The following is a 23,782-nucleotide window of genomic DNA, read 5'->3' as shown; positions in this document are numbered from 1 at the left end:
CTTCAGAGCTTGTCGACCACTTCAACTGACACCACAAATTCGTCCGCGTTGGCCACCTGCCCAGCCACTGCAAACAGCTGTCGAGCGTCCTCGTCCCACTGATGGTGCATTTGCTTCTCCAACTTGTATTCGTCGAAGCGGCGGTAGACGAAAGGCAGTACTTCTTGATGCCAAATCAACTGCGGAACCGATGGATGGCTTCTCGCAAGACCAGAGTTGTGCCGACTGCCGAAACATACGATCTGGATGACCAAGGTCTCGTCTTGCCACACGCCATGACCGTAGAGGGCACTAGCAATCTCCTCTACCTGGTGGGCTGGTCGGAATCCACCGGCGCAGAGCACCTTCTGCATGTTCTGGCGCTCTGGGTCAGTCCATGGCCCATTCAAGCCGCACTGCCCCGTCTTCACTTCAGAAAGTACCACCATCGGTCTGCGACGTTCAGCCATAAACAGCGGGTGGTCTGGCATGGGCCGCCGTCGGTTCTCCGCGCGAAACGGGAACCGCACTCCCAGCACATCTACGTCAGTCTGCTGCGGATAGGCGCCGTCGTCTCGAGGCCCCTCGGGATGCACGATGAAGTTCGGGATTGTGAGAAAGCCGTTGAGCCTCAAGAACCAGAAGGCGAGGCGTTCGGAGGGGATGCGCATGAGTCACAGCATCCATGCCGTTGTTCGGCGTGTCAACAAGCCTCATGCGCCGAGTTGGCCGGCGAGCATTCCTTGCGTGACAACGAGCGGGCCAGCCTGGCCGCCACGATCTGAATGCACCACCGGACTGTCTCTACTCGCAGCGATCACTCAAAATGTCCAACCGCCTCCAAACGCGCAGGACGGCAGCTTCTTTCCGCGAAGCTGCCGGAGAGGCCGCGTCAGGTCAGGGGACCGCTTCTGGAACCAGCTGCCCCTTAGATCCCCACCGACGAACGACCGAGATCAGCCTAAAGCCGACGTGATCGCTTCAACCGGTTGCTCCGCAACGATGGCTAAGGCAGGTACAGCAGTCGCACTCATGCTGACTGCCACAAAACGGCTGTTGGATGGTGCTGGGCCTAATAGCGCATGTACGAGGTACGACGGTCAAAGGTCTTCGTCCATGGTCGTACGTGCCCATGCTGTAAGAAACACAGCGATTCTCTCCTCGATACCACTCTCGACTGTGCGCAGGCGCAAGATGGCAACACCACTTTTCTTCAAGATGTGGTTCTTTAATGCGTCCCGCGCTGCCTGCTCTGGTTTGTTATGAAAGCCGCCATCGACTTCGATCACCCCCAGTGGGGTCTTGCCTACCTTGAAATAGATCACGAAATCGCAGCTGGCGCGCGCCATAAAGGCTCGCTCGCGTTCCGTCATCTCTGGGTTGGCTGGCGATGCGACCTGATCCAACTTTACCTGCCCGTGGTACATCAAGGCTTGGCACATCGGGTTGGACAATGCCTTTCGCAGCAGGTGTGCGACGATCTGCTCGGACTTGTAGCGTGAATCATCGGGCCGCAAGCGGGCGTTCAAGCGTGCCAGGGACTGGTCGTATTCGCGGTACAGCAAATCGAAGGCCGACACCACGGGCGCACGCACGATTTGCTCATCCTGCGCATAATAGGTGACGTAACGCATCAGAGCCGCGATGTGACCGTTATTGCTGGTGAACACCTCATCGCCCGTCACTAGAGTGAAGCGGTGCTTGGCTCGAGACACCGCCACGTTGACCATGCGGGGGTCATCGACGAAATTCAGCCGCTTGTGCTCTTGGTTGTGGCGTTTCTTGTCCAGTACGGTGGAGAAGACGATCTCGTCGCATTCTCGGCCCTGGAATTTGTGCACGGTGTCCTTGACGAAATCCGCCGGCAGGCGCGTGCCGGAGAGATTGACCTGTGCCCGGAACGGGGCGATGAAGCCACGACCGTCACCGTCCAACCCAATCGGCTCGCCCTCGTCGTCGAACAGCTTGAGCAGGGAGTCCAGCTCGCGTAGGTTGGTGTTCTGGCGAGTGTGGTTGCCCTTGGCGGTTACCACTAGGCGCAAAGGCGCCTCGCCCTCGCCCTTGTCCTTGGTCATCGGCACCAGCGCGTTGTCGTAGAACTGCTGGTTGCAGAACTGAATGATCCTTGGATGGCAGCGGTAATGCTCTTTCAGCAGCGTTCTGGGCAATGCCTCTTTGAACACGCTGATGCACGAGTCGAGCAGGCTATGGCGCTCGCAATCATAGGCATCGGCAGGTGCTGGCAGACCCAGCGTCACGGGAATGTGCGCCAATTGGCGGCTGTCGCCGACCACGATCAGGTTCTTCGCGCAGCCCAGTGGCAGGATGCCCGGCACGATGTCCTGCAGCGAGGCCTCGTCTATGATCACGTAATCGAGGATTGCCCCTGGTGCGATCGAATTGACGATGGAGTGCGTGCCACTACCGAGGATCGGGAAGCGCTTCACGAAAGCATCAAACTGTTTTTCATGCCGATACGTCTTGGCATCGAAGCTGTCCGACGGTCGCGCCTGACGTTGCAGATGTTGCTTCAGGTAGAGCATCGACGCTGTCTTCAAGGCCTCCAGTAAGGCATCAAAGTTTCCACGCGCCAGCGACTCTCTGCACGCCCGTAGCTCCGCTTCCTTGCCCCGCAACGCCTTGTCGTAGTAGTGCAGCTGCAGGGCATGGAACACAGCCAGACGCGCATCGCCCTCGGCGAACGGCTTGGCTCGAAAAATCCTGAAATTAAACAGCAGCTCGATGCGGTCCTTGAGACGGATGCGCTGCTCGCCGAGATGCGCCAGGTAGGCCATCAGATCCACCGTCGTGCGCAGGGTCAGCCCGTACTTGTCCAGTGAGGCGGCGGCCTGCACGCCACTGTCTGTCTGCCACTGCTGCAAATAGCGCCGCTCGATGGTTAGCTCGTCGAGTTCGGCCTGCAACTGCGCCGCCCGGTTGTGATCGTGCAGATGTTGTTTCAATCGGGCCAGCAGGGCCTGGATCTCGTCCAGGGTCGGCGCGGGCTCGGGCTCGCCCGACGGCCACGGCGGCAGGTTGGCGAAGAAGTCCTTGCGGTTGTCCTTGTTGCCGAGTTTGGCGACCAAATGGCTAAGATCGCATTTCTCCAGCTTCTCGTAGACGTTTTCCACCGCCGCATTGTTGTTGGACAGCACCGCGACCGTCTGCCCACGCAACAAGATATTGGCGAGGATATTCAAGATGGTCTGAGTTTTGCCGGTCCCCGGCGGGCCTTCGATCACACTGACCTGTGCGCGGAAGGCCTGCTCGACCGCCGCAAGCTGGCTCTCGTTCAGTCCAAACGGATAGATCAGTCCCAAGCCCGGTATCTGCGTGCCATTGCACCCCGTGCAATAGGCCTGCAAAGCAGTGTTGGCGCTGGCCGGCAGCCTGTCCAGTTGGCGCACGATATTAGCGGCAATTTCACGATCAGTTTGCGATTTCGCGCAGTCTTGCCTGGCATTCGCCACGGCTGTGAAATAGTGAAAGACCGGCGCCTCCTTCATCGCTGTCGGCGCGGTAAAGTTGATGCCATCCATCTTAAAGACGTAAGGCTTGTCGTTGTCTCGGTAATGCACGACGGCATACCGCTCGCCGTAGATCGTCGCCTTGGCAATAGATGCGACGATCGTGCTGCCAGACCTGGTCAGCAACATCTCGCCCAGCTCACGGATGGGGGTAACCCGGCATTCACTGAGCGGGCGAGTGTAAGTTTTCTTGGATGAGTAATAACAGGTCAGTTGCAGGGCTTCGTACTTGTCGCTCCAGTGAATCGCCCAATCACTGATCTTCGCAGTCTTATCTTCGCCACCCACCTGAATCGAAACCATACATCCCTTACTTGTGTGTGCACGGCATCCATCGGCGCCTTCACTTTGAATATTGCCTTTTAATCAAGGCCTACCTTGCCATTATCGCCTCATGGGAAACATGGCCCTTCCATCATCGAAGTGATGCGGTTGGCGTAGGCTGGCTCTATTCAAAGGCACTCCCAGCTGGGTAGTTTCAGACGTTTATCCATCGAAGCCGTGCATGGCCTTCAGCTGGCTTGCTTAGTGAACTTCCCATTGGATCTCCTTATTAAGGAATTGATCGGCAGCACTCATATCCAACGATTTCGCCAGCGTGAACGAAACACTGCGCGGTAACAGCAGGATCGCTATGGCAGCTGGCTCATTCCGAACCTCCTGCCATGAGGCGGGAGACCCGATACAGCTTGGTCAGATTTTGCAAGATAACGAATGATCCGTCGTACCCCTGCTCGACGCTCGTCATCCTTGCGATTCGCTTGACCAAGTCCCCACAACCCCTGCCTTTCGAATTTTTCCTTTTCAGCATTACTGTTCCAGTATGCACCCATACCGTGTGTAATAACATCTACCCAGTACTCACCTATGCATTTTGCGAGGCTCACGTCTGCGCGGAATTCAGCTGAATAAAAAATCAGGAAATGAATATGCAAGCCTGATTTCTCACCCTCCTCTATTTTCCATATATAAGCTTTAATACCCCTCAACAATTTATTTGATTCAAAATTATTCAAAAATTTATCTCTATGCTCAAGAAAATCATCAATAGAAATATCATCACGATACTCAGGCATATAGTTAAGTGTGATGTAAAGCATCAGATACCGGGATCGCACCTCAAACATCCGTCGCTCCAAGAGCAAGCCTTGCTCTTCCAGTCGAATGATTCTTCGTTTGCTGCTCATGTTGAAACCTCCTGTGTAAATTCAACTGATCAGCCATGTCAAGATATTTTTATTTTGGTACTTATGCATCAAACAGCTCTGATGCCAGATATTTAGCTTAATGATTTTTAAATCAATTTATCTTTATATGATTTTCTATCACTTTTAATTGTATCTTTGTTTTTTATTTATTACATAAGAAGCAATGATGAAAGCAATCATTAGCTCATAGCCAGAAGAAAAATACATCGATGGCCTTCGAGCTTTGATGTGATTTTTACTGACTTTTATATGGGGACTTATTTCTGTTATGACAACATAATCATGGTTAAGAGGGGTTGAGCCCCCTCTTAACCATGGCTTGCTTTGTCGGACTAAGTGGCATCCCGCGCTTTAATGCACTCGGCTATCCAATCCTGGATTTCTTGCTCAATCCAAGCCACTCGGCCACCACCAAGGGGCACGGGCTTGGGGAATCCGCCTGTGGCGATGTACTTGTAGATAGTGGATCTCCGCAGTCCGGTGACTTCGGTGACGTGGGTGAGGCGGATGAGACGCATGTGTTGCTCCTGTCTGGTTGGTCCAGACCATCCGGCTCAGCCATACTTTTCTACAGGCGTAGGGCAACCATTGCACAGACGCCCAAAGCCAGTCACTTGGACTACTACTAGGAACTAGTGAACTTGGGCAGCCCCTCACCCCCACCAGTCGCTCGAACACCCGCGTGCTGGAGGCCCTAGATAGCGCCCGAAAAGCTGTACACGACGCTCAATGAATGCTAAGGTTTCATACAAAAATGAGCCGTACCCGCCTATGTAATGACCCAGCCAAATTTTCTGCAAACTTCAGTTAAATTTCACAAAAACCATGACTATCCAGCACTAATTACAAAAATTAGTTAGTGCTGGATATGGTGAAAATACCATATTTATACAGCACTAACTTTTTTACTAGCCATGCCAGCACCCAAGACTCTGCTCAAGCCTCGAGACGTTGCTAGACGGCACGACGCCCTGTTCGCAAGCCAAGACAAATTTGTGAACAACGGGGATAGCTTGGCCTTGGAGATGTTGGCCAACGCTCTTAACGCCGTCACCGAGATCACAGCCGCCCCGCCTACGCGGCTCATAGAAGATTACGACTCTTGGTGGCTTGCCTCCATCAAGGCTCGGACTCAAGCCAAAAAGCATCTTGAACCTCCTCGCATCCAGCAGTGGGAGCGTGCTTTAGCTGATGCAATTAATAATCTCAGCTTTAATGAAATAAGAAAAATATTTCCAGAAAAAATAGATAAAAAACCCCACGAAATAGATTCCTCAGAATTTCACCAAGACCAAGCAAATCACCTCATCCACCCTAGACTCTTAGAATTAGAGAAATTTAAAAATAAAGAAGATGAGAATTTAATTAGCAGATTATTTTTAAATGTCAGCGGCGATAGATCAAGATTGCATAACCTGGTGAAGACCATTAATCGCATAGCCAAGAGCAAAGAGGGTAGACTCGCCTATGACCAGCATATTAGGCATGTAACCAAATCAAAAAATAGCGCCGCCGAGTTCATCCATGACCTTTTCGTACGCCATGGGTCGCTACAAGTGGTGCGGTTGGTTTTGTGTTACAAAAATCCCCAAGATGACACTAAAACTGCCTCCATTAAATATGAAGAAGCAACAGATCATTGGACAGAATTTCGTCGCCAACTAGGGAAAATCGAATGCGCTTATATAGGTAAGCTCGCACATTCTTCAGTTAGATCTTATTATTTCCATCTCGTCTTATTTTTCCCCAACACTGCTACAGGTGCTTCAGTATTATTTAATTCAAAAGATAAAATATCTGCCTTATCAAAAACAATATCAAACCAGAATGTAGAAATTTCAGAAATAATAGGCTCACTTTGGAAAAATATCTCTCTTCCCAAGAAAAAACAAGAGAAGTATCGAGATAGAGAACCTTCACTCAGCGACCTAGCCTATTTTTATCATTTCAACCATCAACCCACACCTCCCTCAGGGCTTGGCCTAGTTGGAAGGCGACAGACCAAAGCACGCAAAGATTTAATTGAAAAAATAATAAATCCAATTTTTGACATGGATTTATATATGCGCCTTATCCCTCCCAAAAAGAGCATTGATAAGAAGCATGGTGATCGAACCTATTGGAAAGGTGGGGAAGAACGTTTGCCTTTACTCCCAGCCAAACGGGGCCGTCCACGCAAGCAAAAAGTTGCAGACCCTGCGCCCAAACACTAAAAAGCCGCCTCAGAGGGCGGCTGATGAACAAAGGCTGCTTGGAACTAGCCTGCGCGCTGGTGCATGTGGACCACGTTGCCCAGCCGCAGCTTGTCGAGGTAATCAGCCCACTGCTGCATCTGTTCAAGCCGCTTGGCCAGATATTTTGTGCGGTTGTAGCTGCGGCCGTTAGCATCCTTCACGGCATGGGCCAGATTTGCCTCGATGGCCAGGTGATCTAGGTCGAGCTGATCCACCAGCATGGTGCGTGCACTGGCCCGAAAGCCATGCCAGCTCTGCTCTTCGCCGAAGCCCAAGCTATACAAAGCAGTTCGCACCGAGTTATCCGACATAGGCCGCTCATGGTCGCGCTGCCCCGGAAAGACGTAGCGACCGCGGCCGGAGACCACCTGTAGATCCCGCAGTAGCGTCACCGCCTGGGTCGGCAGGGGCACCACATGGGCTTCGCCATTTTCTTTTTCCTGTTTGGAGCGCTTCATCTTGGCGCTGGGAATAGTCCACAGGCCAGCCTCCAAATCCAACTCACTCCATTCCATCATGCGCAGATTGCCTGGGCGCTGGTACAGCAAGGGGGCCAGCAATAAGGCTGTGCGCACCAACGGACCACCCTTGTAAGCGTGCATGGCTCGCAATAGCTCACCAAACCGACCAGGCTCAACAATAGCTGGGAAGTTCTTACCTCGGTAGGGGGTAAGCCGGCTCTTCAAACCCTCGGTGATATCACGTTGGGTATTGCTCGCTGTGGGAAGCCAGTAGCGCCACACCTGTCGAGCCAGCATCAGCGCCCGGTCGGCCGTTTCCATTGCCCCACGGGCCTCCACCTTCTGCAGCACAGACAGCAATTCCATCGGCTCCACTGCCGCCATAGGCCTATCCCCCAGCCAGGGGAAAAGATCCCGTTCAAACTGCCTCAACATACGCTCAGCATGGCCAGGGCTCCATTTGTCGGCCTGCTTGCCATACCACTCCAGGGCTACGGCCTTGAAACTCTCCCCTGTTTCCCCACCACCTTTGAGCTTTTTCAGCTTGCGAGTCTGGATCGGATCGGAACCTTCCGACCTCTGGATCTTGGCCGCATCTCGCGCCTTGCGTGCTGCCGTCAGGCTCACTGCAGGATAGCTACCCAGAGCCAACTGCTTTTCCTTGCCTTCAGTTCGGTATTTGTAGAACCAGCGCTTGGAGCCATTCGGGCTCACCTGCAAGTACAGACCGCCAGAATCGGTAAAGCGCGCTTGCTTGCGCTCAGGTGGGCAGGTGGCGTTGCGGCACTGTGCATCGGTCAGCATGGGGTACAGGCTCCAGTTGGGGGTACAAAGCCCCCCCGCCACCCCCCTCATTGGGGGTACAAGCCATCAGCCGCCAAAGCGCATGCCTATTGGGTTTCAGCGAAACACGGGGGTATAACTTGGCAAAAGTATAAAGGAACAAGGCCTCGTACCCCCATCCGCACCCCCACTATGGCGTGGCTGCCCATGGACCATCATGGACAACCTCGGACAGCAAGTCATTGATTTCCCAAAGAAAAAGGGTGTCCATCGGATTGCAATGGACACCCTTGGATGGTGTAATGGTGGAGCTGGCGGGAATTGAACCCGCGTCCGCAAGCCTTCGCCGGGCAGATCTACATGTTTAGCGTTCTGTTTTGAGTCTCGTCACTCAGACCGCGCAGGCGCACGCTGTCCGAGCAACCAGCTTCCTTGGATCTCGCCAAGTACCAAGAAGCCCGGTACTCAGCCAGCTGATGTGAATTCCCTTGCAGCCGGGAGGTATTTCTACCCCCTTGCCCAGCCCATCAGCGTGCTGTTGCAAGGCTCACCGGATTAAGCGGCGAGTGCGAAACGTTCGTCGTTTGCAGTTAGTTTTTTGAATGGAGATTTACGAGCGTCACTCAAGCTCGACATGCACCACACCGGTCCCGAACCCACGTCGAAACCAGGACAGCCCCATGCCCTCTATTTTAGCCTCTTCCGAGCAATTTCAAGAGCTCAAGTGGAGAATTGATGTGGGCATCGGCTCCCCAGTTCGATGTATCGGCCGCAGAACCCAGGTAACCATAGCAGGCTGCCACGGTTTTCATGCCCGCAGCCTTGCCGGCCATGATGTCGCGCTCGTCGTCGCCAACGTAGATGCAATGCACAGGCTCCAACCCGATACGCCGCGCGGCTTCGAACAAGGGTTCGGGGTGGGGTTTGGAGTAGGGCGTGGTGTCGCCGCTCACGATGGCGCGCGCATTGGCAAACAGCGCCATCTGCCGCGTGAGTGGCTCGGTAAAGCGCTTCGATTTGTTGGTGACCACGCCCCAGGCCAGCGAAGCCGATTCCAGCGAAGCGATCAGGGAAGCCACGCCGTCGAAGGCATAGGTGCGCGCCGTCATGCACTGTTCGTAGTTGCGGAAGAATTCCTCGCGCATCGCCGGAAAATCCGGCGACTCCGGCGTCATGCCGAAACCGATCCCGAGCATGCCGCGCGCGCCCGCGCCTGCCATGGGCCGGTATGCCGCCAACGGCAATGAAGGCAGGCCGCGATCCACGCGCATCTTGTCTGCTGCGGCTCCCAGGTCCGGCGCGCTGTCGATGAGTGTGCCGTCCAGGTCGAACAGCACTGCTTTCACATCTGTCCACATGGTTTATTGCTCCTGCGGACGGCGAGTCGCCAGCATGTAATTGACCGAAGTATCGGCACTGAGCCAGTAGCGTCCGGAGACGGGATTGTGCTCCATGCCCTTGCTGCCTTCCACCACCAGGCCGGCATTGCGCGCAAAGCGGGCCAGTTCGCTGGGGCGGATCAGTTTGGCATATTCATGCGTGCCCTTGGGAATCATCTTGAGCACGTATTCGGCCGCAACGATCGCCAGGCCGAAAGCTTTGGCATTGCGGTTGATGGTGGAGAAAAACACCCAGCCGCCGGGTTTCACCAGCTTGGCGCAGGCTTGCACGATGGATGCAGGATCCGGCACATGCTCAAGCATTTCCATGCAGGTCACCACATCGAAGGAAGCTGGCTGTTCTTCAGCCAGTTGTTCCACGCTGACCTCGTGGTACTGGATATTGGGCGTGCCGGTTTCCAGCGCATGCAACTGGGCCACGCGCAGAGCCTTGGTCGCCAGATCGATGCCCATGACTTCTGCGCCTTTCCGCGCCATGGAGTCGGACAGGATGCCGCCGCCACAACCCACGTCCAGTACCCGCTTGCCATGCAAAGAAACCTGGCCGTCGATCCAGTCCAGTCGCAATGGATTGATCTGGTGCAACGGCTTGAACTCACTCTCAGGATCCCACCAGTGGTGAGCGAGGCTCGAGAATTTTTCCAGTTCCGAAGGATCTGCATTGATGGTGTTGCTCATGGCTGCAATTGTCGGCGATTACGACTCTTGTTCAGGCATAAAAAAAGCCCCGTTGCCGGGGCTTTCGGTGTTGTAATCGAAGGATTACTGAGCAGCGCGGGTGCCCACCACTTCGATTTCCACGCGACGGTTCTTGGCGCGGCCAGCAGCAGTCTTGTTGTCTGCGATGGGCTGGCTCTTGCCCTTGCCTTCGGTGTACACGCGGCTCTTTTCGATGCCCTTGGACACCAGGTAAGCCTTCACAGCTTCAGCGCGGCGCACCGACAGCTTTTGGTTGTACGCAACGGAACCGACGGAGTCGGTGTGACCCACGGCGATGACCACTTCCAGGTTGATGTCCTTGACCTTGCCGGCCAGATCGTCCAGCTTGGCCTTGCCTTCGGGCTTCAGAACCGACTTGTCGAAGTCGAAGAAAGCGTCAGCCGAGTAGGTGACCTTGGAGGCCACGGCAGGCTGAGGAGCGGGAGCGGGAGTAGGAGCAACAGCAGTAGGAGCGGGAGCTGCAGCCTTCAGGGCGCCATCGCAATCGGCAGCGGCCGTTGCGGGAGTCCAGTTGGCATCACGCCAGCACAGTTCGTTCGTGCCGTTCTTCCACACCAGTTCGCTGGTGCCGTTTTGCCAGTTGTCGATGGTCTTGCCACCGTCAGCAGCCTTCACTTGTGCGCCAGCGGCCGTCACGAGGGCAGCAGAGGCAAACAACATCGCCACTTTGTTCAGTTTCTTCATGGTTCTCCTCTTGGGGAAAAAGCCGCAGCAGGGCTGCGAATTTGTGGACGTCATCAGTGACCATCACCAAAAACGTTGAAATGATTGTGCCATACGTAACATGCCGACGTGTTGTCAACCGGGCCCCAACGAGTAGGACAGCTGCGTAATTCCCAAGTTATGTTGCTCTGCTGCCACAGGCCATTCGACCTAAAATGGTTGTTTTCCCGCCGTCAAAGTACCGCCAGACATGACCCAGTTTGCTAAAGAAACTCTGCCCATCAGCCTAGAAGAGGAGATGCGTCGCAGTTATCTCGATTACGCGATGAGCGTGATCGTGGGCCGGGCGCTTCCCGACGCGCGCGATGGCCTCAAGCCCGTGCACCGTCGCGTGCTGTATGCCATGCACGAGCTCAACAACGATTGGAACCGCCCTTATAAAAAGTCGGCCCGTATCGTCGGCGACGTGATCGGTAAATACCATCCGCACGGCGACAGCGCCGTGTACGACACCATCGTGCGCATGGCCCAGGACTTCTCGCTGCGCCACATGCTCGTGGACGGCCAGGGCAACTTCGGCTCGGTGGACGGCGACAGCGCGGCTGCCATGCGTTACACCGAAATCCGCCTCTCCAAGATCGCCCACGAAATGCTGGCCGACATCGACAAGGAGACCGTGGATTTCGGGCCCAACTACGACGGCTCCGAGCAGGAACCGCTGGTGCTGCCCACGCGCCTGCCGAACCTGCTGGTCAACGGTTCTTCCGGCATTGCCGTGGGCATGGCCACGAACATCCCGCCGCACAACCTCAACGAGGTGGTGGACGCCTGCCTGCACCTGCTGCAAAACGGCGATGCCTCGATCGACGACCTGATGGAAATCATCCCGGCGCCGGACTTTCCGACCGCCGGCATCATCTACGGCATCAACGGCGTCAAGGAAGGCTACCGCACGGGGCGTGGGCGCGTGGTGATGCGCGCCAAGTGCCATTTCGAGGACATCGACCGCGGCCAGCGCCAGGCCATCATCGTCGACGAGCTGCCCTACCAGGTCAACAAGAAGACGCTGCAGGAGCGCATGGCCGAGCTGGTGCACGAAAAGAAGATCGAAGGCATCAGCCACATCCAGGACGAGTCCGACAAGTCGGGCATGCGCCTGGTGATCGAGCTCAAGCGCGGCGAAGTGCCCGAGGTGGTGCTCAACAACCTCTACAAGCTCACGCAGCTGCAGGACACCTTCGGCATGAACATGGTGGCGCTGGTCAACGGCCAGCCCAAGCTGTGCAACCTGAAGGAGCTGATCCAGGTCTTTCTGCAGCACCGCCGCGAAGTGGTCACGCGCCGCACGGTATTCGAGCTGCGCAAGGCGCGCGACCGCGGCCATGTGCTGGAAGGCCTGGCCGTGGCGCTGGCCAACATCGACGACTTCATCGCCATCATCCGCAACGCGCCCACGCCGCCCGTGGCCAAGGCCGAGCTGATGAACCGCAGCTGGGACAGCAAGCTGGTGCGCGAGATGCTCACCCGCACGCGTGCCGACGGCGGCACGGTCAATGCCGACGACTACCGCCCCGAGGGGCTGGAGGTCGAGTTCGGCATGCAGCAGGACGGCCTGTACCGCCTGTCGGAAACCCAGGCCCAGGAAATCCTGCAGATGCGCCTGCAGCGCCTGACCGGCCTGGAGCAGGACAAGATCGTCGCCGAGTACAAGGAGATCATGGCCCTCATCGAGGACCTGCTGGACATCCTGGCCAAGCCCGAGCGCGTCTCCACCATCATCGGCGAGGAACTGAACGCGCTCAAGGCCGAGTTCGGCCAGAACAAGAAGGGCGAGCGCCGCTCCACCATCGAGTACAGCGCCCAGGACCTGTCCACCGAGGACCTGATCACGCCCACCGACATGGTGGTCACGCTCTCGCACACCGGCTACATCAAGAGCCAGCCCTTGAGCGAGTACCGCGCGCAAAAGCGCGGCGGCCGCGGCAAGCAGGCCACGGCCACCAAGGAAGACGACTGGATCGACCAGCTCTTCATCGCCAACACGCACGACTATCTGCTGTGCTTTTCCAACCGCGGCCGCCTGTACTGGCTCAAGGTCTGGGAAGTGCCGGCCGGCTCGCGCGGTTCGCGCGGCCGCCCCATCGTCAACATGTTCCCGCTGCAGGACGGCGAGAAGATCAACGTGGTGCTGCCGCTGACGGGCGAGTACCGCAGCTTCCCGGCCGACCACTATGTGTTCATGGCCACCAGCATGGGCACGGTGAAGAAGACGGCGCTGGACGAATTCAGCAACCCGCGCAAGGCCGGCATCATCGCCGTGGGCCTGGACGAAGGCGACTATCTGATCGGTGCGGCGCTGACCGACGGCAAGCATGACGTGATGCTGTTTTCCGACGGCGGCAAGGCCGTGCGCTTCGACGAGAACGACGTGCGCCCCATGGGCCGCAATGCCCGCGGCGTGCGCGGCATGAACATCGAGGACGGCCAGAGCGTGATCGCCATGCTGGTGGCCGAGGACGAATCGCAATCCGTGCTGACGGCCACCGAAAACGGCTATGGCAAGCGCACCTCCATCGTGGAATACACGCGCCACGGCCGCGGCACCAAGGGAATGATTGCAATCCAGCAGAGCGAGCGCAACGGCAAGGTCGTCGCCGCCACGCTGGTGCATGCCGATGACGAGATCATGCTGATCACCGATACCGGCGTGCTGGTGCGCACCCGGGTCGCGGAAATCCGCGAACTGGGCCGCGCCACCCAGGGCGTGACGCTGATCAGCCTGGACGAAGGCGCCAAGCTCAGCGGATTGCAGCGCATCGTGGAAAACGATGCGAACGAGGCCGATGAAGCCGATCCGGCCGGTGAAGCCTCCGCCACCGATGCACCTGGCGACGCGGCTGACGACAGCAGCGCTGCACAGGAGCCCGGCGACAACGCGTAAGCGCTGCGCCCCCGAAGCTGCGTGCAGCTTCAAGCCATCCGGGCGTTCTGCCATGCTTGCGGGCAGACCGCCCGGATGGCTGAAATTTTGATAGCTGCTGGCGCTTGTCCTGCCTGCGCCAGCGCCTGACTTGATCGTGAACCCCATGAACCGCCCATACAACTTCTCCGCCGGCCCCGCCGCCATCCCTGAAGAAGTGCTGCAGCAAGCAGCCGCCGAAATGCTGGACTGGCACGGCTCCGGCATGGGCGTGATGGAGATGAGCCACCGCGGCAAGGAATTCATTTCGATCTACGAAAACGCCGAGGCCGACCTGCGCGAGCTGCTGGGCGTGCCGGCCCATTTCAAGATCCTCTTCATGCAGGGCGGCGGCATTGCCGAGAACGCCATCGTGCCGCTGAACCTGTCGCGCGCCGGCGTGGTGGATTTCGTGGTCACCGGCAGCTGGAGCCAGAAGTCGGCCAAGGAAGCGGCCAAGTACGCCAGCGAATCGCACATCGCCGCCACGGCCAAGGACAGCGGCTACACCACCATCCCGGCTCCCGACAGCTGGCAGCTGAGCCGCGGCGCCAGCTATGTGCACATCTGCAGCAACGAGACCATCCACGGCGTGGAGTTCCAGGAGCTGCCCGACCTCAAGGCCCTGGGCTCGGATGCGCCGCTGGTCGTCGATTTCTCCTCGCACGTGGCCTCGCGCTCCATCGACTGGAGCCGCGTGGGCCTGGCCTTCGGCGGTGCGCAAAAGAACATCGGCCCGGCCGGCCTGACCATCGTCATCGTGCGCGAGGATCTGCTGGGCCATGCCCTGCCCGCCTGCCCCAGCGCCTTCGACTACCAGATCGTGGCCGACAACGATTCCATGTTCAACACGCCGCCGACCTGGGGCATCTACATGGCCGGCCTGACCTTCCAGTGGCTCAAGCGCCAGCGCGAAGGCGACCTGAGCGGCGTGGCCGCCATGGAGGCGCGCAACATCGCCAAGGCCAAGCTGTTCTACGACTATGTGGACCAGTCCTCGTTCTATGTGAACAAGGTGGCGGCCAACTGCCGCTCGCGCATGAACATCCCCTTCTTCCTGCGCGACGAATCGCGCAACGAGGCCTTCCTGGCAGGCGCCAAGCAAGCCGGCCTGCTGCAGCTCAAGGGCCACAAGTCCGTGGGCGGCATGCGCGCCAGCATCTACAACGCCATGCCCATAGCAGGCGTGCAGGCCCTGATCGCCTACATGCAGGACTTCGAGCAGCGCAAGGCCTGAAGCCACGGCAACATATGAAAAAGTGAGCTGCCAGCACCTTATCCGCAAGCACTTCACCATGATTCTTGCCTGAAGTCATTTTCAGACAGGCGCCAGCAGCTACGATTTTTGAGGTATCCATGAGTACAGAACCCCAAGCCAGCCCGGAGTTGCTGGCGCTACGCACACAGATCGACACGCTGGACCGCCAGTTGCTGGAGCTGGTCAACCAGCGCGCCCGCGTGGCCGAGCAGGTGGGTGAACTCAAGAAAAAGGAAGGCTCGGCCTTCTTCCGGCCGGACCGCGTGGCCCAGGTCATCGAGAAGATCAAGTCCAGCAACCCCGGCCCGCTCAAGGGCGCGCATGTGGCGGCCATCTGGCGCGAGATCATGTCGGCGTGCCTGGCGCTGGAATCGCCCCAGCGCGTGGCCGTGCTCGGCCCGGCCGGCACCTTCTGCGAAGAGGCGGCCATCCAGTATTTCGGCGGCGCGGCCGACCTGATGTACTGCAACAGCTTCGAGGAAGTCTTCCACGCCACGGCCGCGGGCAGCGCCCAGTACGGCGTGGTGGGCGTGGAGAATTCCAACGAGGGCGTGGTCACGCGCTCGCTGGACATGTTCCTGCACACGCCCTGCCATGTGGTGGGCGAGGTCAGCATGCTGATCCGCCACAACCTCATGCGCACCACCAACTCCATGGAAGGCATCGAGGTGGTGGCCGCCCATCCGCAGGCGCTGGCCCAGTGCCAGGGCTGGTTGTCCAAGCACCTGCCGCATGCCGAGCGCCGCCCCGTGGAAAGCAATGCCGAAGGCGCGCGCCTGGCCGCGCTCCACCCGACCTGGGCGGGCATCGCCGGCGAGCGCGCGGCCCAGCAGTTCGGCCTGCACATCACGGCCCACGCCATCCAGGACGACGCCTACAACCGCACGCGCTTTGCCGTCATCTGCCTGCCGCACACGCTGGCCACCGCCGCGCCCAGCGGCCACGACTGCACCAGCCTGGTGGTGTCGGTACCCAATATCGCAGGTGCCGTGCACGATCTGCTGGTGCCGCTCAAGAAGCACGGCGTCTCCATGACGCGCTTCGAGTCCCGCCCGGCACGCACCGGCCAGTGGGAGTACTACTTCTACATCGACATCGAAGGCCACCCGGCCCAGGCCAACGTGGCCGCCGCGCTGGACGAGCTGCGCGGCCTGTGCGCCTTCTACAAGGTGCTGGGCACCTATCCGGTGGCCAAGTGATGCCGTTCCAGGAACTACAGCCGGGATTGCAGCCGCCCCTGCAGCCGTTCGAGCAGCTGGGCCTGATCGGCTGCGGCCTCATGGGCGGCTCGTTCGCGCTGGCGCTCAAGAAAGCCGGCCTGGTCAAGCGCGTGGTGGGCTACAGCAAGTCGCCCTCCACCACCGAGCGCGCGCGCCAGATGGGCGTGATCGACGTGGAAGCGCCCTCGGCCCTGCTGGCCGCCGCCGGTGCCGACCTGGTGCTGCTGGCCGTGCCCGTGGCCGCCACCGAAGCCACGCTCAAGTCCATCAAGCACCTGGTCACGCCGAACATGATGATCATGGACGTGGGCTCGACCAAGACCGACGTGATCCAGGCCGCACGCACGGCGCTGCGCGACCAGCTCGGCAGCTTTGTGCCCGCCCATCCCATCGCCGGCAAGGAAGTGGCCGGCGTGGAGCATGCCGATGCCAATCTGTACCGCGGCGCGCAGGTGGTTCTGACACCCACCGAGCGCACGCTGACCGCGCACCTGGCCAAGGCCCGGGCGCTGTGGCAGGCGCTGGGCTGCGAGGTCAAGGCCATGTCGCCCGAGGCGCACGACAGCGCCCTCGCCACCGTCAGCCACCTGCCCCATCTGCTGGCTTTCGCGATGATGCAAAGCGTGCTGGGCCAGCCCGACGCCGACGAAGTGCTGAGCCTGGCCGGCCCTGGCTTTCGCGATTTCACGCGCATCGGTGCCGGCGACCCCCAGCTGTGGCGCGACGTGCTGCTGGCCAACCACGAGCAGGTGCTGGCCCAGTCCCGGCATTTCCGCCAGGCGCTGGAGCAGCTGGAAGCCATGATCCGGGCCGGCGACGGCCAGGGCCTGCAGGACCGCCTGACGCTGGCCAGCGCCGCGCGCTCGCAGTGGCGCATGGGCGCCCGCAGGCACCAGGCCTGAGCGTTTTCGCCTTCGGGGCAGTGCAGGAAAGCGCGGGCGGCTAATGTTCGAACAACCGCCCTGGCCCTGTCCGACCTTTTGTTTCCGCCTTGTGGAATTGCCATGTTCACCACCGAATTCCTCGACCTGCCCGCCCTGGACACCGCCCACGGCACCGTGAGCCTGCCCGGCTCCAAGAGCATCTCCAACCGTGTGCTGCTGCTGGCCGCGCTGAGCCAGGGCACGACCGTCATCCACGATCTGCTGGACTCGGACGACACCCGCGTCATGCTGGCCGCGCTCCGGCAGCTGGGCTGCCGCATCGCCCCCGATGCCGTCGCTCCAGGCCAGGCCATCGAAGTCACGGGCATCGGCGGCCAGCTCCCCGCGGACGCCGCGGCCACGCTGTTCCTCGGCAATGCCGGCACGGCCATGCGCCCCCTGACCGCGGCGCTGGCCGTGCTGGGCGGCAGCTTCGAGATGACGGGCGTGCCGCGCATGTACGAGCGCCCCATCGGCGATCTGGTCGATGCGCTGCGCCAGCTGGGCTGCCGCATCGCCTACCTGGGCAACGAGGGCTTCCCGCCGCTCAAGATCGGCCGGCCCGATTTCAGCCGGTTCGGCCAGGCCCCCATCCAGGTGCGCGGCGACGTCTCCAGCCAGTTCCTCACCTCGCTGCTCATGGCCCTGCCGCTGCAGGCCAATGTCCCCGGGGCACAGCGCGACATCGTCATCGAGGTCGTGGGCGAGCTGATCTCCAGGCCCTATATCCACATCACGCTGGAGCTGCTGGCGCGCTTCGGCATTGCCGTGAAGAACGAGAACTGGCAGCGCTTCGTGATCCCGGCCGGCAGCCGCTACCGCTCGCCCGGCGAGATCCATGTCGAAGCCGATGCATCCTCGGCCAGCTACTTCATCGCGCTGGGAGCCATTGCCACCGGCATGGCCGACGCAGCGGATGCCGACAACGCCACCGGGCGCAAGAGCATCCGCATCCTGGGCGTGGGCCGGGACTCCATCCAGGGCGACATCCGCTTTGTCGAAGCCGCCCGGGCCATGGGCGCCCAGGTGGAAAGCGGCCCCAACTGGCTGCAGGTCACGCGCGGAGAGCCGGGCCAGGGCTGGCCGCTCAAGGCCATCGACCTGGACTGCAACCACATCCCCGATGCCGCCATGACGCTGGCCGTGATGGCGCTGTATGCCGACGGCACCACCACGCTGCGCAATATCGCCAGCTGGCGCGTGAAGGAAACCGACCGCATCGCCGCCATGGCCATCGAGCTGCGCAAGCTCGGCGCCACGGTGGAGGAAGGCCCTGACTACATCCGCATCACGCCCCCGGCATCCAGGGCCGACTGGAAGGCTGCCAGCATCCACACCTATGACGACCACCGCGTGGCCATGTGCTTTTCGCTGGCGGCCTTCAATCCGGCCAAGCTGCCCGTGCGCATCGAAGACCCCAAGTGCGTGGCCAAGACCTTCCCCGACTATTTCGAGGCCCTGTTCTCGGTCTGCCAGACCGAGCGCGAGCGCATTCCCGTGATCTGCATCGACGGCCCCACCGCCTCGGGCAAGGGCACGATTGCCGCCGAAGTCGCCAGGGCGCTGGGCTACCAGCTGCTGGACTCGGGCGCGCTCTACCGCATCACGGGCCTGGCCGCATCGCGCGCCGGCCTGGCACTGGACGAATCCAACGAGGAAACCATTGCCGAGATGGCGCTGGACATGCCCGTGCGCTTCGATGCCCAGCAGCGCGTGTGGCTGGGCGACGAGGACATCAGCCTGGCCATCCGCAGCGAGCAGGCCGGCATGAACGCCTCGCGCGTTTCGGCCCTGCCCGCCGTGCGCAGCGCGCTGGTCGACCTGCAGCTGGCATTCCAGACCCTGCCGGGCCTGGTGGCCGACGGCCGCGACATGGGCACGGTGATCTTTCCCCATGCGCCGCTGAAGGTCTATTTGTCGGCCTCGGCCCAGTGCCGCGCCGAGCGCCGATATAAACAGTTGATTTCCAAAGGGATTTCAGCTAACATATCCACCCTTTTGGCAGACCTTGAGGCACGCGATGCCCGCGACATGCAGCGGGCGACCGCGCCGCTCAAGCCCGCCGAAGATGCCCTGCTGCTCGACAGCTCCGAATTGACCATTGAACAAGTGGTTGCCCAGGTGCTGTCGTGGTGGCAGGAACGCCAGCCGTTCGGCCGCGCTTGATTTTTCAGGCACGGCCCTGCAACTGGCTTGCTGGCCCTTGGTGCCAGGAGCGTCGCTCGTCAGAGACAGCGGCGGCCCGGCAGCAGGTTTTTTCACCTTTTAACCCCGTGGGTGTGAACCCACAAACCTCCGCATCCAGTCATAAAAACGCTTGGCAATGGTGCCGACGGAAACCTGTATGCGGGCAAGGAACTACATGTCTGAATCTTTTGCCGCCCTGTTTGAAGAATCGCTGCAACGCACCGAAATGCGTCCCGGCGAGGTCATCACCGCCGAAGTGGTGCGCGTCGAGCACAACTTTGTTGTGGTGAACGCAGGCCTGAAGTCGGAAGCCTACGTGCCGATCGACGAATTCAAGAACGACCAGGGCGAAATCGAAGTCCAAGTGGGTGACTTCGTGTCCGTGGCCATCGGCTCCATCGAAAACGGCTACGGCGACACCATCCTGTCGCGCGACACCGCCAAGCGTCTGGCTTCCTGGCTGTCGCTCGAGAAGGCGCTGGAATCCGGCGAATTCGTGACCGGCACCACCTCCGGCAAGGTCAAGGGCGGCCTGACCGTTCTGGTCAACGGCATCCGCGCCTTCCTGCCCGGCTCGCTGATCGACACCCGTCCGATCAAGGACCTGACTCCCTACGAAAACAAGACGATGGAGTTCAAGGTCATCAAGCTGGACCGCAAGCGCAACAACGTAGTGCTGAGCCGCCGCGCCGTGGTCGAAGCCTCGATGGGCGAAGAGCGCGCCAAGCTGATGGAAACGCTGAAGGAAGGCGCCATCGTCAACGGCGTGGTCAAGAACATCACCGAGTACGGTGCGTTCGTGGACCTGGGCGGCATCGACGGCCTGCTGCACATCACCGACATGGCATGGCGCCGCGTGCGTCACCCCTCCGAGGTGGTGCAGGCTGGCCAGGAAATCACGGCCAAGATCCTCAAGTTCGACACCGAGAAGAACCGCGTTTCGCTGGGCCTGAAGCAGATGGGCGACGATCCCTGGATGGGCGTGGCTCGCCGCTACCCCTCGGGCACGCGCCTGTTCGGCAAGGTCACCAACATCGCCGACTACGGTGCTTTCGTGGAACTGGAACCCGGCATCGAAGGCCTGGTGCACGTTTCCGAAATGGACTGGACCAACAAGAACATTGCTCCCACCAAGCTCGTGTCCCTGGGCGACGAAGTGGAAGTCATGGTTCTGGAAATCGACGAAGACAAGCGTCGCATCTCCCTGGGCATGAAGCAGTGCAAGGCCAACCCCTGGCAGGAATTCGCCCAGAACACCAAGCGCGGCGACCGCGTGAAGGGCCCGATCAAGTCGATCACCGACTTCGGCGTGTTCGTGGGCCTGGCTGCCGGCATCGACGGCCTGGTGCACCTGTCCGACCTGTCGTGGAACGAAGCTGGCGAAGCCGCTGTCCGCAACTACAAGAAGGGCCAGGAAGTCGAAGCCATCGTGCTGGCCGTGGACGTTGAGCGCGAGCGCATCTCCCTGGGCATCAAGCAGCTGGACAGCGACCCCTTCACGACCTTCGTGACCGTGAACGACAAGGGCCAGATCGTGACCGGCAAGGTCAAGACCGTGGACGCCCGTGGCGCTGAAATCGACCTGGGCGACGACATCGTCGGCTACCTGCGTGCTTCGGAAATCTCCGCTGACCGCGTGGAAGACGCCCGCTCGGTGCTGAAGGAAGGCGACGAAGTGACCGCCGTGGTGACCAACGTGGATCGCAAGACCCGCAACATCCAGCTGTCCATCAAGCAAAAGGACCACGCCGAGCAGCAGGAAGCCATGGCTTCCCTGTCGGCCCAGTCCTCCAAGGAAAACGCCGGCACGACCAGCCTGGGCGCCCTGCTGCGCGCCAAGCTGGACAACTCCGACAAGTAATCCACGTCAGCCGGTCGGCAGGTCTGCCTGCCGACCGCTACGCGTCGAAGACAGCGGGCGCCTTGTGCGCCCGCTGTTGTTTCCCCCTTTCACCTCGTCGTCCGATGACCCGATCCGATCTCGTCGAAGAACTTGCCGCCCGGTTTGGCCAACTCAACCAGCGCGATGCCGAGCAGGCCGTCAAAACCATTCTGGACGCCGTCAGCGATGCCCTGGTACGCGGACACCGCATTGAAATCCGCGGTTTCGGCAGCTTCGCCATCAACCACCGCCCGCCGCGCATCGGCCGCAATCCGCGCAGCGGCGAGGCCGTGCAGGTCCCTTCCAAGCGTGTTCCCCATTTCAAGCCCGGCAAGGCCTTGCGCGAAGCCGTGGACAACCAGAAAAGCACCGATACCGCGGCAGATTCCGCCGCAGACCCGTCCTGAGCGCTCCTGCGCAGGCATCGCGCACGCCCTGCGTGCGGACTGACCTAAAATCCTTCCCGACACACAAGGGGAAGCATGAAATACCTGTTGTGGCTGCTCAAGGCAGCCATTTTTTTCACACTGTTTGCCTTCGCGCTGAACAACCAGCAGGACGCAACCGTGCACTTTTTCTTTGGCACCACCTGGACGGCGCCCCTGGTGCTGGTGGTGCTGGCCGCCTTTGTGCTGGGCCTGATCGTGGGCGTGCTGGGCATGGTGCCGCGCTGGTGGAAGCACCGCACCGCGGCGCGCGATGCCCAGGCAGCGGCCAGGGCCCAGCAGGCGCAGCCCGCGCAAGCCGAGGTTGCCCCCCCCCAACACCAAGGACGCAACTGCCGGCAACGTCGGCGTTTCGCCTTCTTCTCCCGTCATCGTACCGAGCGACGTGCATGGAATTTAATCTGACCTGGATTCTGCTGGGCCTGCCCGTGGCTTTCGTGCTGGGCTGGCTGGCCTCGCGCTGGGACCTGCGCCAGGTGCGTGCCGACAACCGGCAGGCACCCAAGGCCTACTTCAAGGGGCTGAACTTTCTGCTCAACGAACAGCAGGACAAGGCCATCGATGCCTTCATCGAGGCCGTGCAGAACGACCCCGACACCTCGGAGCTGCACTTTGCCCTGGGCAACCTGTTCCGCCGCCGCGGCGAATACAATCGTGCCGTGCGCGTGCATGAGCACCTGCTGTCGCGCGGCGACCTCTCGCGCAGCGACCGCGATCGCGCCCAGCATGCACTGGCCCAGGATTTTCTGAAGGCCGGCCTGCTGGACCGCGCCGAGGATGCCCTGCGCCGCCTGGAAGGCACGGCCTTCGAAGCCGAGGCACGCTTGGCCCTGCTGGCCATCTACGAACGCTCGCGCGACTGGGGGCAGGCCGCCGCCATTGCCGGCAAGATGCAGCAGGCAGGACAGGGGGATTTCAGCACCCGCCTGGCCCACTACCTCTGCGAGGATGCACAGACCCGAATGGCCCAGGGCCAGTTCGATGCCGCACGCAAGCTGCTGGAGCAAGCCCTTGCCACCGCGCCCCAGGCCCCGCGACCGCTGCTGGAGCTGGCACAGCTGCAGCAGCGCTGCGCGCAGCCTGCGCAGGCGCTGGACACCCTGGAAAACCTGGCGCGCCAGGCCCCTGCCTCGCTGCCGCTGGCGGCCACTTTGCTGGTGGATGTGGCGCAGGCCACCGGCCAGCAGACGCGCGTGCAGGGGCTGCTGGAGACCCAGTACCGCCAGGCGCCTTCGCTGGACCTGCTGCAGGCCCTGGTTGCCCTGGACCAGCACAGCGGGGTGCCCGATGCACCCGGCCGCGCCCGGCTGGTACAGCATCTGGACCACGAGCCCTCGCTGGTGGCCGCGGCCCAGTGGCTGCAGGGCGAGACCCTGGCCGAGGAGCAATACCACCCAGCCGTGCAGAAGGCATTGGACCATGCCGCCAAGCCGCTCACGCGCTACCGCTGCGCGGCCTGCGGCTTCGAGGCACGCCAGCATTTCTGGCACTGCCCGGGCTGCCAGAGCTGGGACAGCTATCCGGCCCGGCGTGTCGAAGAACTGTAGCCATGGCGCCCCGCCAGCCCTCCACATCCTGCTGTACAAAAGAGCTGTCCTGGCAGCTCTTTTTTTATAGCTGCTTGCGCTTTCCCACGCTGGTTTTGAAGGGCAAAAAAACTCTAAAACCGCACAAGGAAAGCGCGATCAGCTACTTTTTTCATATCGCAACCGGGCACCAGGGCCTTCGTGCAGCCCCTTGCTCCCGCGTAGAAAAGCCTACCGACCCGTTATTTCGGTACAACGGGGTCCCGCAGCAGCATCAAAAGATGCTTGGCGGCACGGGTGGCTGCCCCTAGGCTGAATCGACATTCAGAGCGATGCGCATGGGAGATGAGACGATACAGGCAGGAGGAAACCAGCCTAAATGTCTCGTCCCAGCCGCTACGAACTG

At 60.4% G+C, this 23,782-nt stretch carries 18 protein-coding genes and 1 other RNA gene; 10 read left to right on the top strand and 9 right to left on the bottom strand.

The features are described from left to right. Nucleotides 1-2: 2 nt before the first annotated feature. The 4 genes from V8Z74_RS10300 to V8Z74_RS10285 all read right to left on the bottom strand — a co-directional run bounded on the left by V8Z74_RS10300 (nt 3) and on the right by V8Z74_RS10285 (nt 5,232). Nucleotides 3-650: a hypothetical protein gene (locus V8Z74_RS10300; RefSeq protein WP_349709137.1), complete on the bottom strand. Its 648-nt coding sequence runs from the start codon at nt 648-650 to the stop codon at nt 3-5. A 429-nt stretch (nt 651-1,079) separates the two neighbouring features. Next, a complete protein-coding gene (locus V8Z74_RS10295) occupies nt 1,080-3,809 on the bottom strand; it encodes a DEAD/DEAH box helicase (protein WP_349709136.1) in 2,730 nt (909 codons plus the stop codon). A gap of 329 nt (nt 3,810-4,138) precedes the next feature. Beyond that, entirely contained in the window at nt 4,139-4,693 is a 555-nt protein-coding gene (locus V8Z74_RS10290) for a rolling circle replication-associated protein (RefSeq protein WP_349709135.1), read from the bottom strand. Between the two features lie 353 nt (nt 4,694-5,046). Continuing rightward, nucleotides 5,047-5,232 carry a helix-turn-helix transcriptional regulator gene (locus V8Z74_RS10285; RefSeq protein WP_349709134.1) on the bottom strand — a complete coding sequence of 62 codons (186 nt, stop codon included), beginning with the start codon at nt 5,230-5,232 and terminating at the stop codon, nt 5,047-5,049. Between the two features lie 477 nt (nt 5,233-5,709). Here V8Z74_RS10285 and V8Z74_RS10280 point away from each other — a divergent pair, with 477 nt between their 5' ends. Beyond that, nucleotides 5,710-6,927 carry a hypothetical protein gene (locus tag V8Z74_RS10280; protein ID WP_349709133.1) on the top strand — a complete coding sequence of 406 codons (1,218 nt, stop codon included), beginning with the start codon at nt 5,710-5,712 and terminating at the stop codon, nt 6,925-6,927. 44 nt (nt 6,928-6,971) lie between these two features. Here the strand turns inward: V8Z74_RS10280 and V8Z74_RS10275 are convergent, their stop codons facing one another. The 5 genes from V8Z74_RS10275 to ompA all read right to left on the bottom strand — a co-directional run bounded on the left by V8Z74_RS10275 (nt 6,972) and on the right by ompA (nt 10,996). Continuing rightward, nucleotides 6,972-8,213: a tyrosine-type recombinase/integrase gene (locus V8Z74_RS10275; protein ID WP_349709132.1), complete on the bottom strand. Its 1,242-nt coding sequence runs from the start codon at nt 8,211-8,213 to the stop codon at nt 6,972-6,974. 282 nt (nt 8,214-8,495) lie between these two features. Beyond that, nucleotides 8,496-8,872: a transfer-messenger RNA gene (ssrA, locus tag V8Z74_RS10270) on the bottom strand. Nucleotides 8,873-8,884: 12 nt separating this feature from the next. After that, nucleotides 8,885-9,550: an HAD family hydrolase gene (locus V8Z74_RS10265; protein WP_066482513.1), complete on the bottom strand. Its 666-nt coding sequence runs from the start codon at nt 9,548-9,550 to the stop codon at nt 8,885-8,887. Nucleotides 9,551-9,553: 3 nt separating this feature from the next. Beyond that, nucleotides 9,554-10,270 carry a bifunctional 2-polyprenyl-6-hydroxyphenol methylase/3-demethylubiquinol 3-O-methyltransferase UbiG gene (gene ubiG, locus V8Z74_RS10260; protein ID WP_066482505.1) on the bottom strand — a complete coding sequence of 239 codons (717 nt, stop codon included), beginning with the start codon at nt 10,268-10,270 and terminating at the stop codon, nt 9,554-9,556. An 84-nt stretch (nt 10,271-10,354) separates the two neighbouring features. Further along, the gene (ompA, locus tag V8Z74_RS10255) at nt 10,355-10,996 is read right to left on the bottom strand and encodes an outer membrane protein OmpA (RefSeq protein WP_349709131.1); all 642 of its coding nucleotides are present in this window, start codon (nt 10,994-10,996) and stop codon (nt 10,355-10,357) included. Nucleotides 10,997-11,225: 229 nt separating this feature from the next. Between ompA and gyrA the strand changes: the two genes are divergently transcribed. From gyrA to lapB, 9 genes are all read left to right on the top strand, one after another. Further along, nucleotides 11,226-13,916, top strand: a complete 2,691-nt coding sequence (gene gyrA / locus V8Z74_RS10250) for a DNA gyrase subunit A (RefSeq protein ID WP_349709130.1) — start codon at nt 11,226-11,228, stop codon at nt 13,914-13,916. Between the two features lie 145 nt (nt 13,917-14,061). Further along, nucleotides 14,062-15,171, top strand: coding sequence for a 3-phosphoserine/phosphohydroxythreonine transaminase (gene serC, locus V8Z74_RS10245; RefSeq protein ID WP_066482622.1), 1,110 nt, complete (start codon nt 14,062-14,064; stop codon nt 15,169-15,171). A gap of 119 nt (nt 15,172-15,290) precedes the next feature. Next, nucleotides 15,291-16,391, top strand: coding sequence for a prephenate dehydratase (gene pheA, locus V8Z74_RS10240; protein ID WP_066482487.1), 1,101 nt, complete (start codon nt 15,291-15,293; stop codon nt 16,389-16,391). Beyond that, the gene (locus V8Z74_RS10235) at nt 16,391-17,314 is read left to right on the top strand and encodes a prephenate dehydrogenase (RefSeq protein ID WP_349709129.1); all 924 of its coding nucleotides are present in this window, start codon (nt 16,391-16,393) and stop codon (nt 17,312-17,314) included. Before pheA ends, V8Z74_RS10235 begins: the two co-directional genes overlap by 1 nt. A 102-nt stretch (nt 17,315-17,416) precedes the next feature. Next, nucleotides 17,417-19,501, top strand: coding sequence for a bifunctional 3-phosphoshikimate 1-carboxyvinyltransferase/cytidylate kinase (locus V8Z74_RS10230; RefSeq protein ID WP_349709128.1), 2,085 nt, complete (start codon nt 17,417-17,419; stop codon nt 19,499-19,501). A gap of 178 nt (nt 19,502-19,679) precedes the next feature. Next, on the top strand, nt 19,680-21,383 hold the full coding sequence (gene rpsA / locus V8Z74_RS10225; protein WP_083526752.1) for a 30S ribosomal protein S1: 1,704 nt from the start codon (nt 19,680-19,682) through the stop codon (nt 21,381-21,383). A gap of 104 nt (nt 21,384-21,487) precedes the next feature. Next, nucleotides 21,488-21,811: an integration host factor subunit beta gene (locus V8Z74_RS10220; RefSeq protein ID WP_066482462.1), complete on the top strand. Its 324-nt coding sequence runs from the start codon at nt 21,488-21,490 to the stop codon at nt 21,809-21,811. Nucleotides 21,812-21,886: 75 nt separating this feature from the next. Then, nucleotides 21,887-22,255 (top strand): LapA family protein, encoded by a 369-nt coding sequence (locus tag V8Z74_RS10215; protein ID WP_349709127.1) that lies wholly within the window; start codon nt 21,887-21,889, stop codon nt 22,253-22,255. Beyond that, nucleotides 22,240-23,397, top strand: a complete 1,158-nt coding sequence (gene lapB / locus V8Z74_RS10210) for a lipopolysaccharide assembly protein LapB (protein WP_349709125.1) — start codon at nt 22,240-22,242, stop codon at nt 23,395-23,397. Before V8Z74_RS10215 ends, lapB begins: the two co-directional genes overlap by 16 nt. Nucleotides 23,398-23,782 lie beyond the last annotated feature (385 nt).

Origin of the sequence: Comamonas sp. w2-DMI, assembly GCF_040187735.1 — a bacterium.
Classification (GTDB): Bacteria; Pseudomonadota; Gammaproteobacteria; order Burkholderiales; family Burkholderiaceae_C; genus Comamonas; species Comamonas terrae.
Note: the sequence above shows the minus strand (reverse complement) of the source record. Positions and strands in the feature narration are given on the sequence as shown.

What these genes read in the sequence shown, in the direction of transcription:
- lapB (WP_349709125.1), top strand. Translation starts at nt 22,240, where the DNA reads ATGGAATTTAATCTGACCTGGATTCTGCTGGGCCTGCCCGTGGCTTTC.
- V8Z74_RS10235 (WP_349709129.1), top strand. Translation starts at nt 16,391, where the DNA reads ATGCCGTTCCAGGAACTACAGCCGGGATTGCAGCCGCCCCTGCAGCCG.
- rpsA (WP_083526752.1), top strand. Translation starts at nt 19,680, where the DNA reads ATGCGGGCAAGGAACTACATGTCTGAATCTTTTGCCGCCCTGTTTGAA.
- V8Z74_RS10285 (WP_349709134.1), bottom strand. Translation starts at nt 5,232, where the DNA reads ATGCGTCTCATCCGCCTCACCCACGTCACCGAAGTCACCGGACTGCGG.
- V8Z74_RS10300 (WP_349709137.1), bottom strand. Translation starts at nt 650, where the DNA reads ATGCGCATCCCCTCCGAACGCCTCGCCTTCTGGTTCTTGAGGCTCAAC.
- ompA (WP_349709131.1), bottom strand. Translation starts at nt 10,996, where the DNA reads ATGAAGAAACTGAACAAAGTGGCGATGTTGTTTGCCTCTGCTGCCCTC.
- V8Z74_RS10290 (WP_349709135.1), bottom strand. Translation starts at nt 4,693, where the DNA reads ATGAGCAGCAAACGAAGAATCATTCGACTGGAAGAGCAAGGCTTGCTC.
- V8Z74_RS10230 (WP_349709128.1), top strand. Translation starts at nt 17,417, where the DNA reads ATGTTCACCACCGAATTCCTCGACCTGCCCGCCCTGGACACCGCCCAC.
- serC (WP_066482622.1), top strand. Translation starts at nt 14,062, where the DNA reads ATGAACCGCCCATACAACTTCTCCGCCGGCCCCGCCGCCATCCCTGAA.
- V8Z74_RS10265 (WP_066482513.1), bottom strand. Translation starts at nt 9,550, where the DNA reads ATGTGGACAGATGTGAAAGCAGTGCTGTTCGACCTGGACGGCACACTC.
- V8Z74_RS10275 (WP_349709132.1), bottom strand. Translation starts at nt 8,213, where the DNA reads ATGCTGACCGATGCACAGTGCCGCAACGCCACCTGCCCACCTGAGCGC.
- V8Z74_RS10215 (WP_349709127.1), top strand. Translation starts at nt 21,887, where the DNA reads ATGAAATACCTGTTGTGGCTGCTCAAGGCAGCCATTTTTTTCACACTG.
- gyrA (WP_349709130.1), top strand. Translation starts at nt 11,226, where the DNA reads ATGACCCAGTTTGCTAAAGAAACTCTGCCCATCAGCCTAGAAGAGGAG.
- pheA (WP_066482487.1), top strand. Translation starts at nt 15,291, where the DNA reads ATGAGTACAGAACCCCAAGCCAGCCCGGAGTTGCTGGCGCTACGCACA.
- V8Z74_RS10295 (WP_349709136.1), bottom strand. Translation starts at nt 3,809, where the DNA reads ATGGTTTCGATTCAGGTGGGTGGCGAAGATAAGACTGCGAAGATCAGT.
- ubiG (WP_066482505.1), bottom strand. Translation starts at nt 10,270, where the DNA reads ATGAGCAACACCATCAATGCAGATCCTTCGGAACTGGAAAAATTCTCG.
- V8Z74_RS10220 (WP_066482462.1), top strand. Translation starts at nt 21,488, where the DNA reads ATGACCCGATCCGATCTCGTCGAAGAACTTGCCGCCCGGTTTGGCCAA.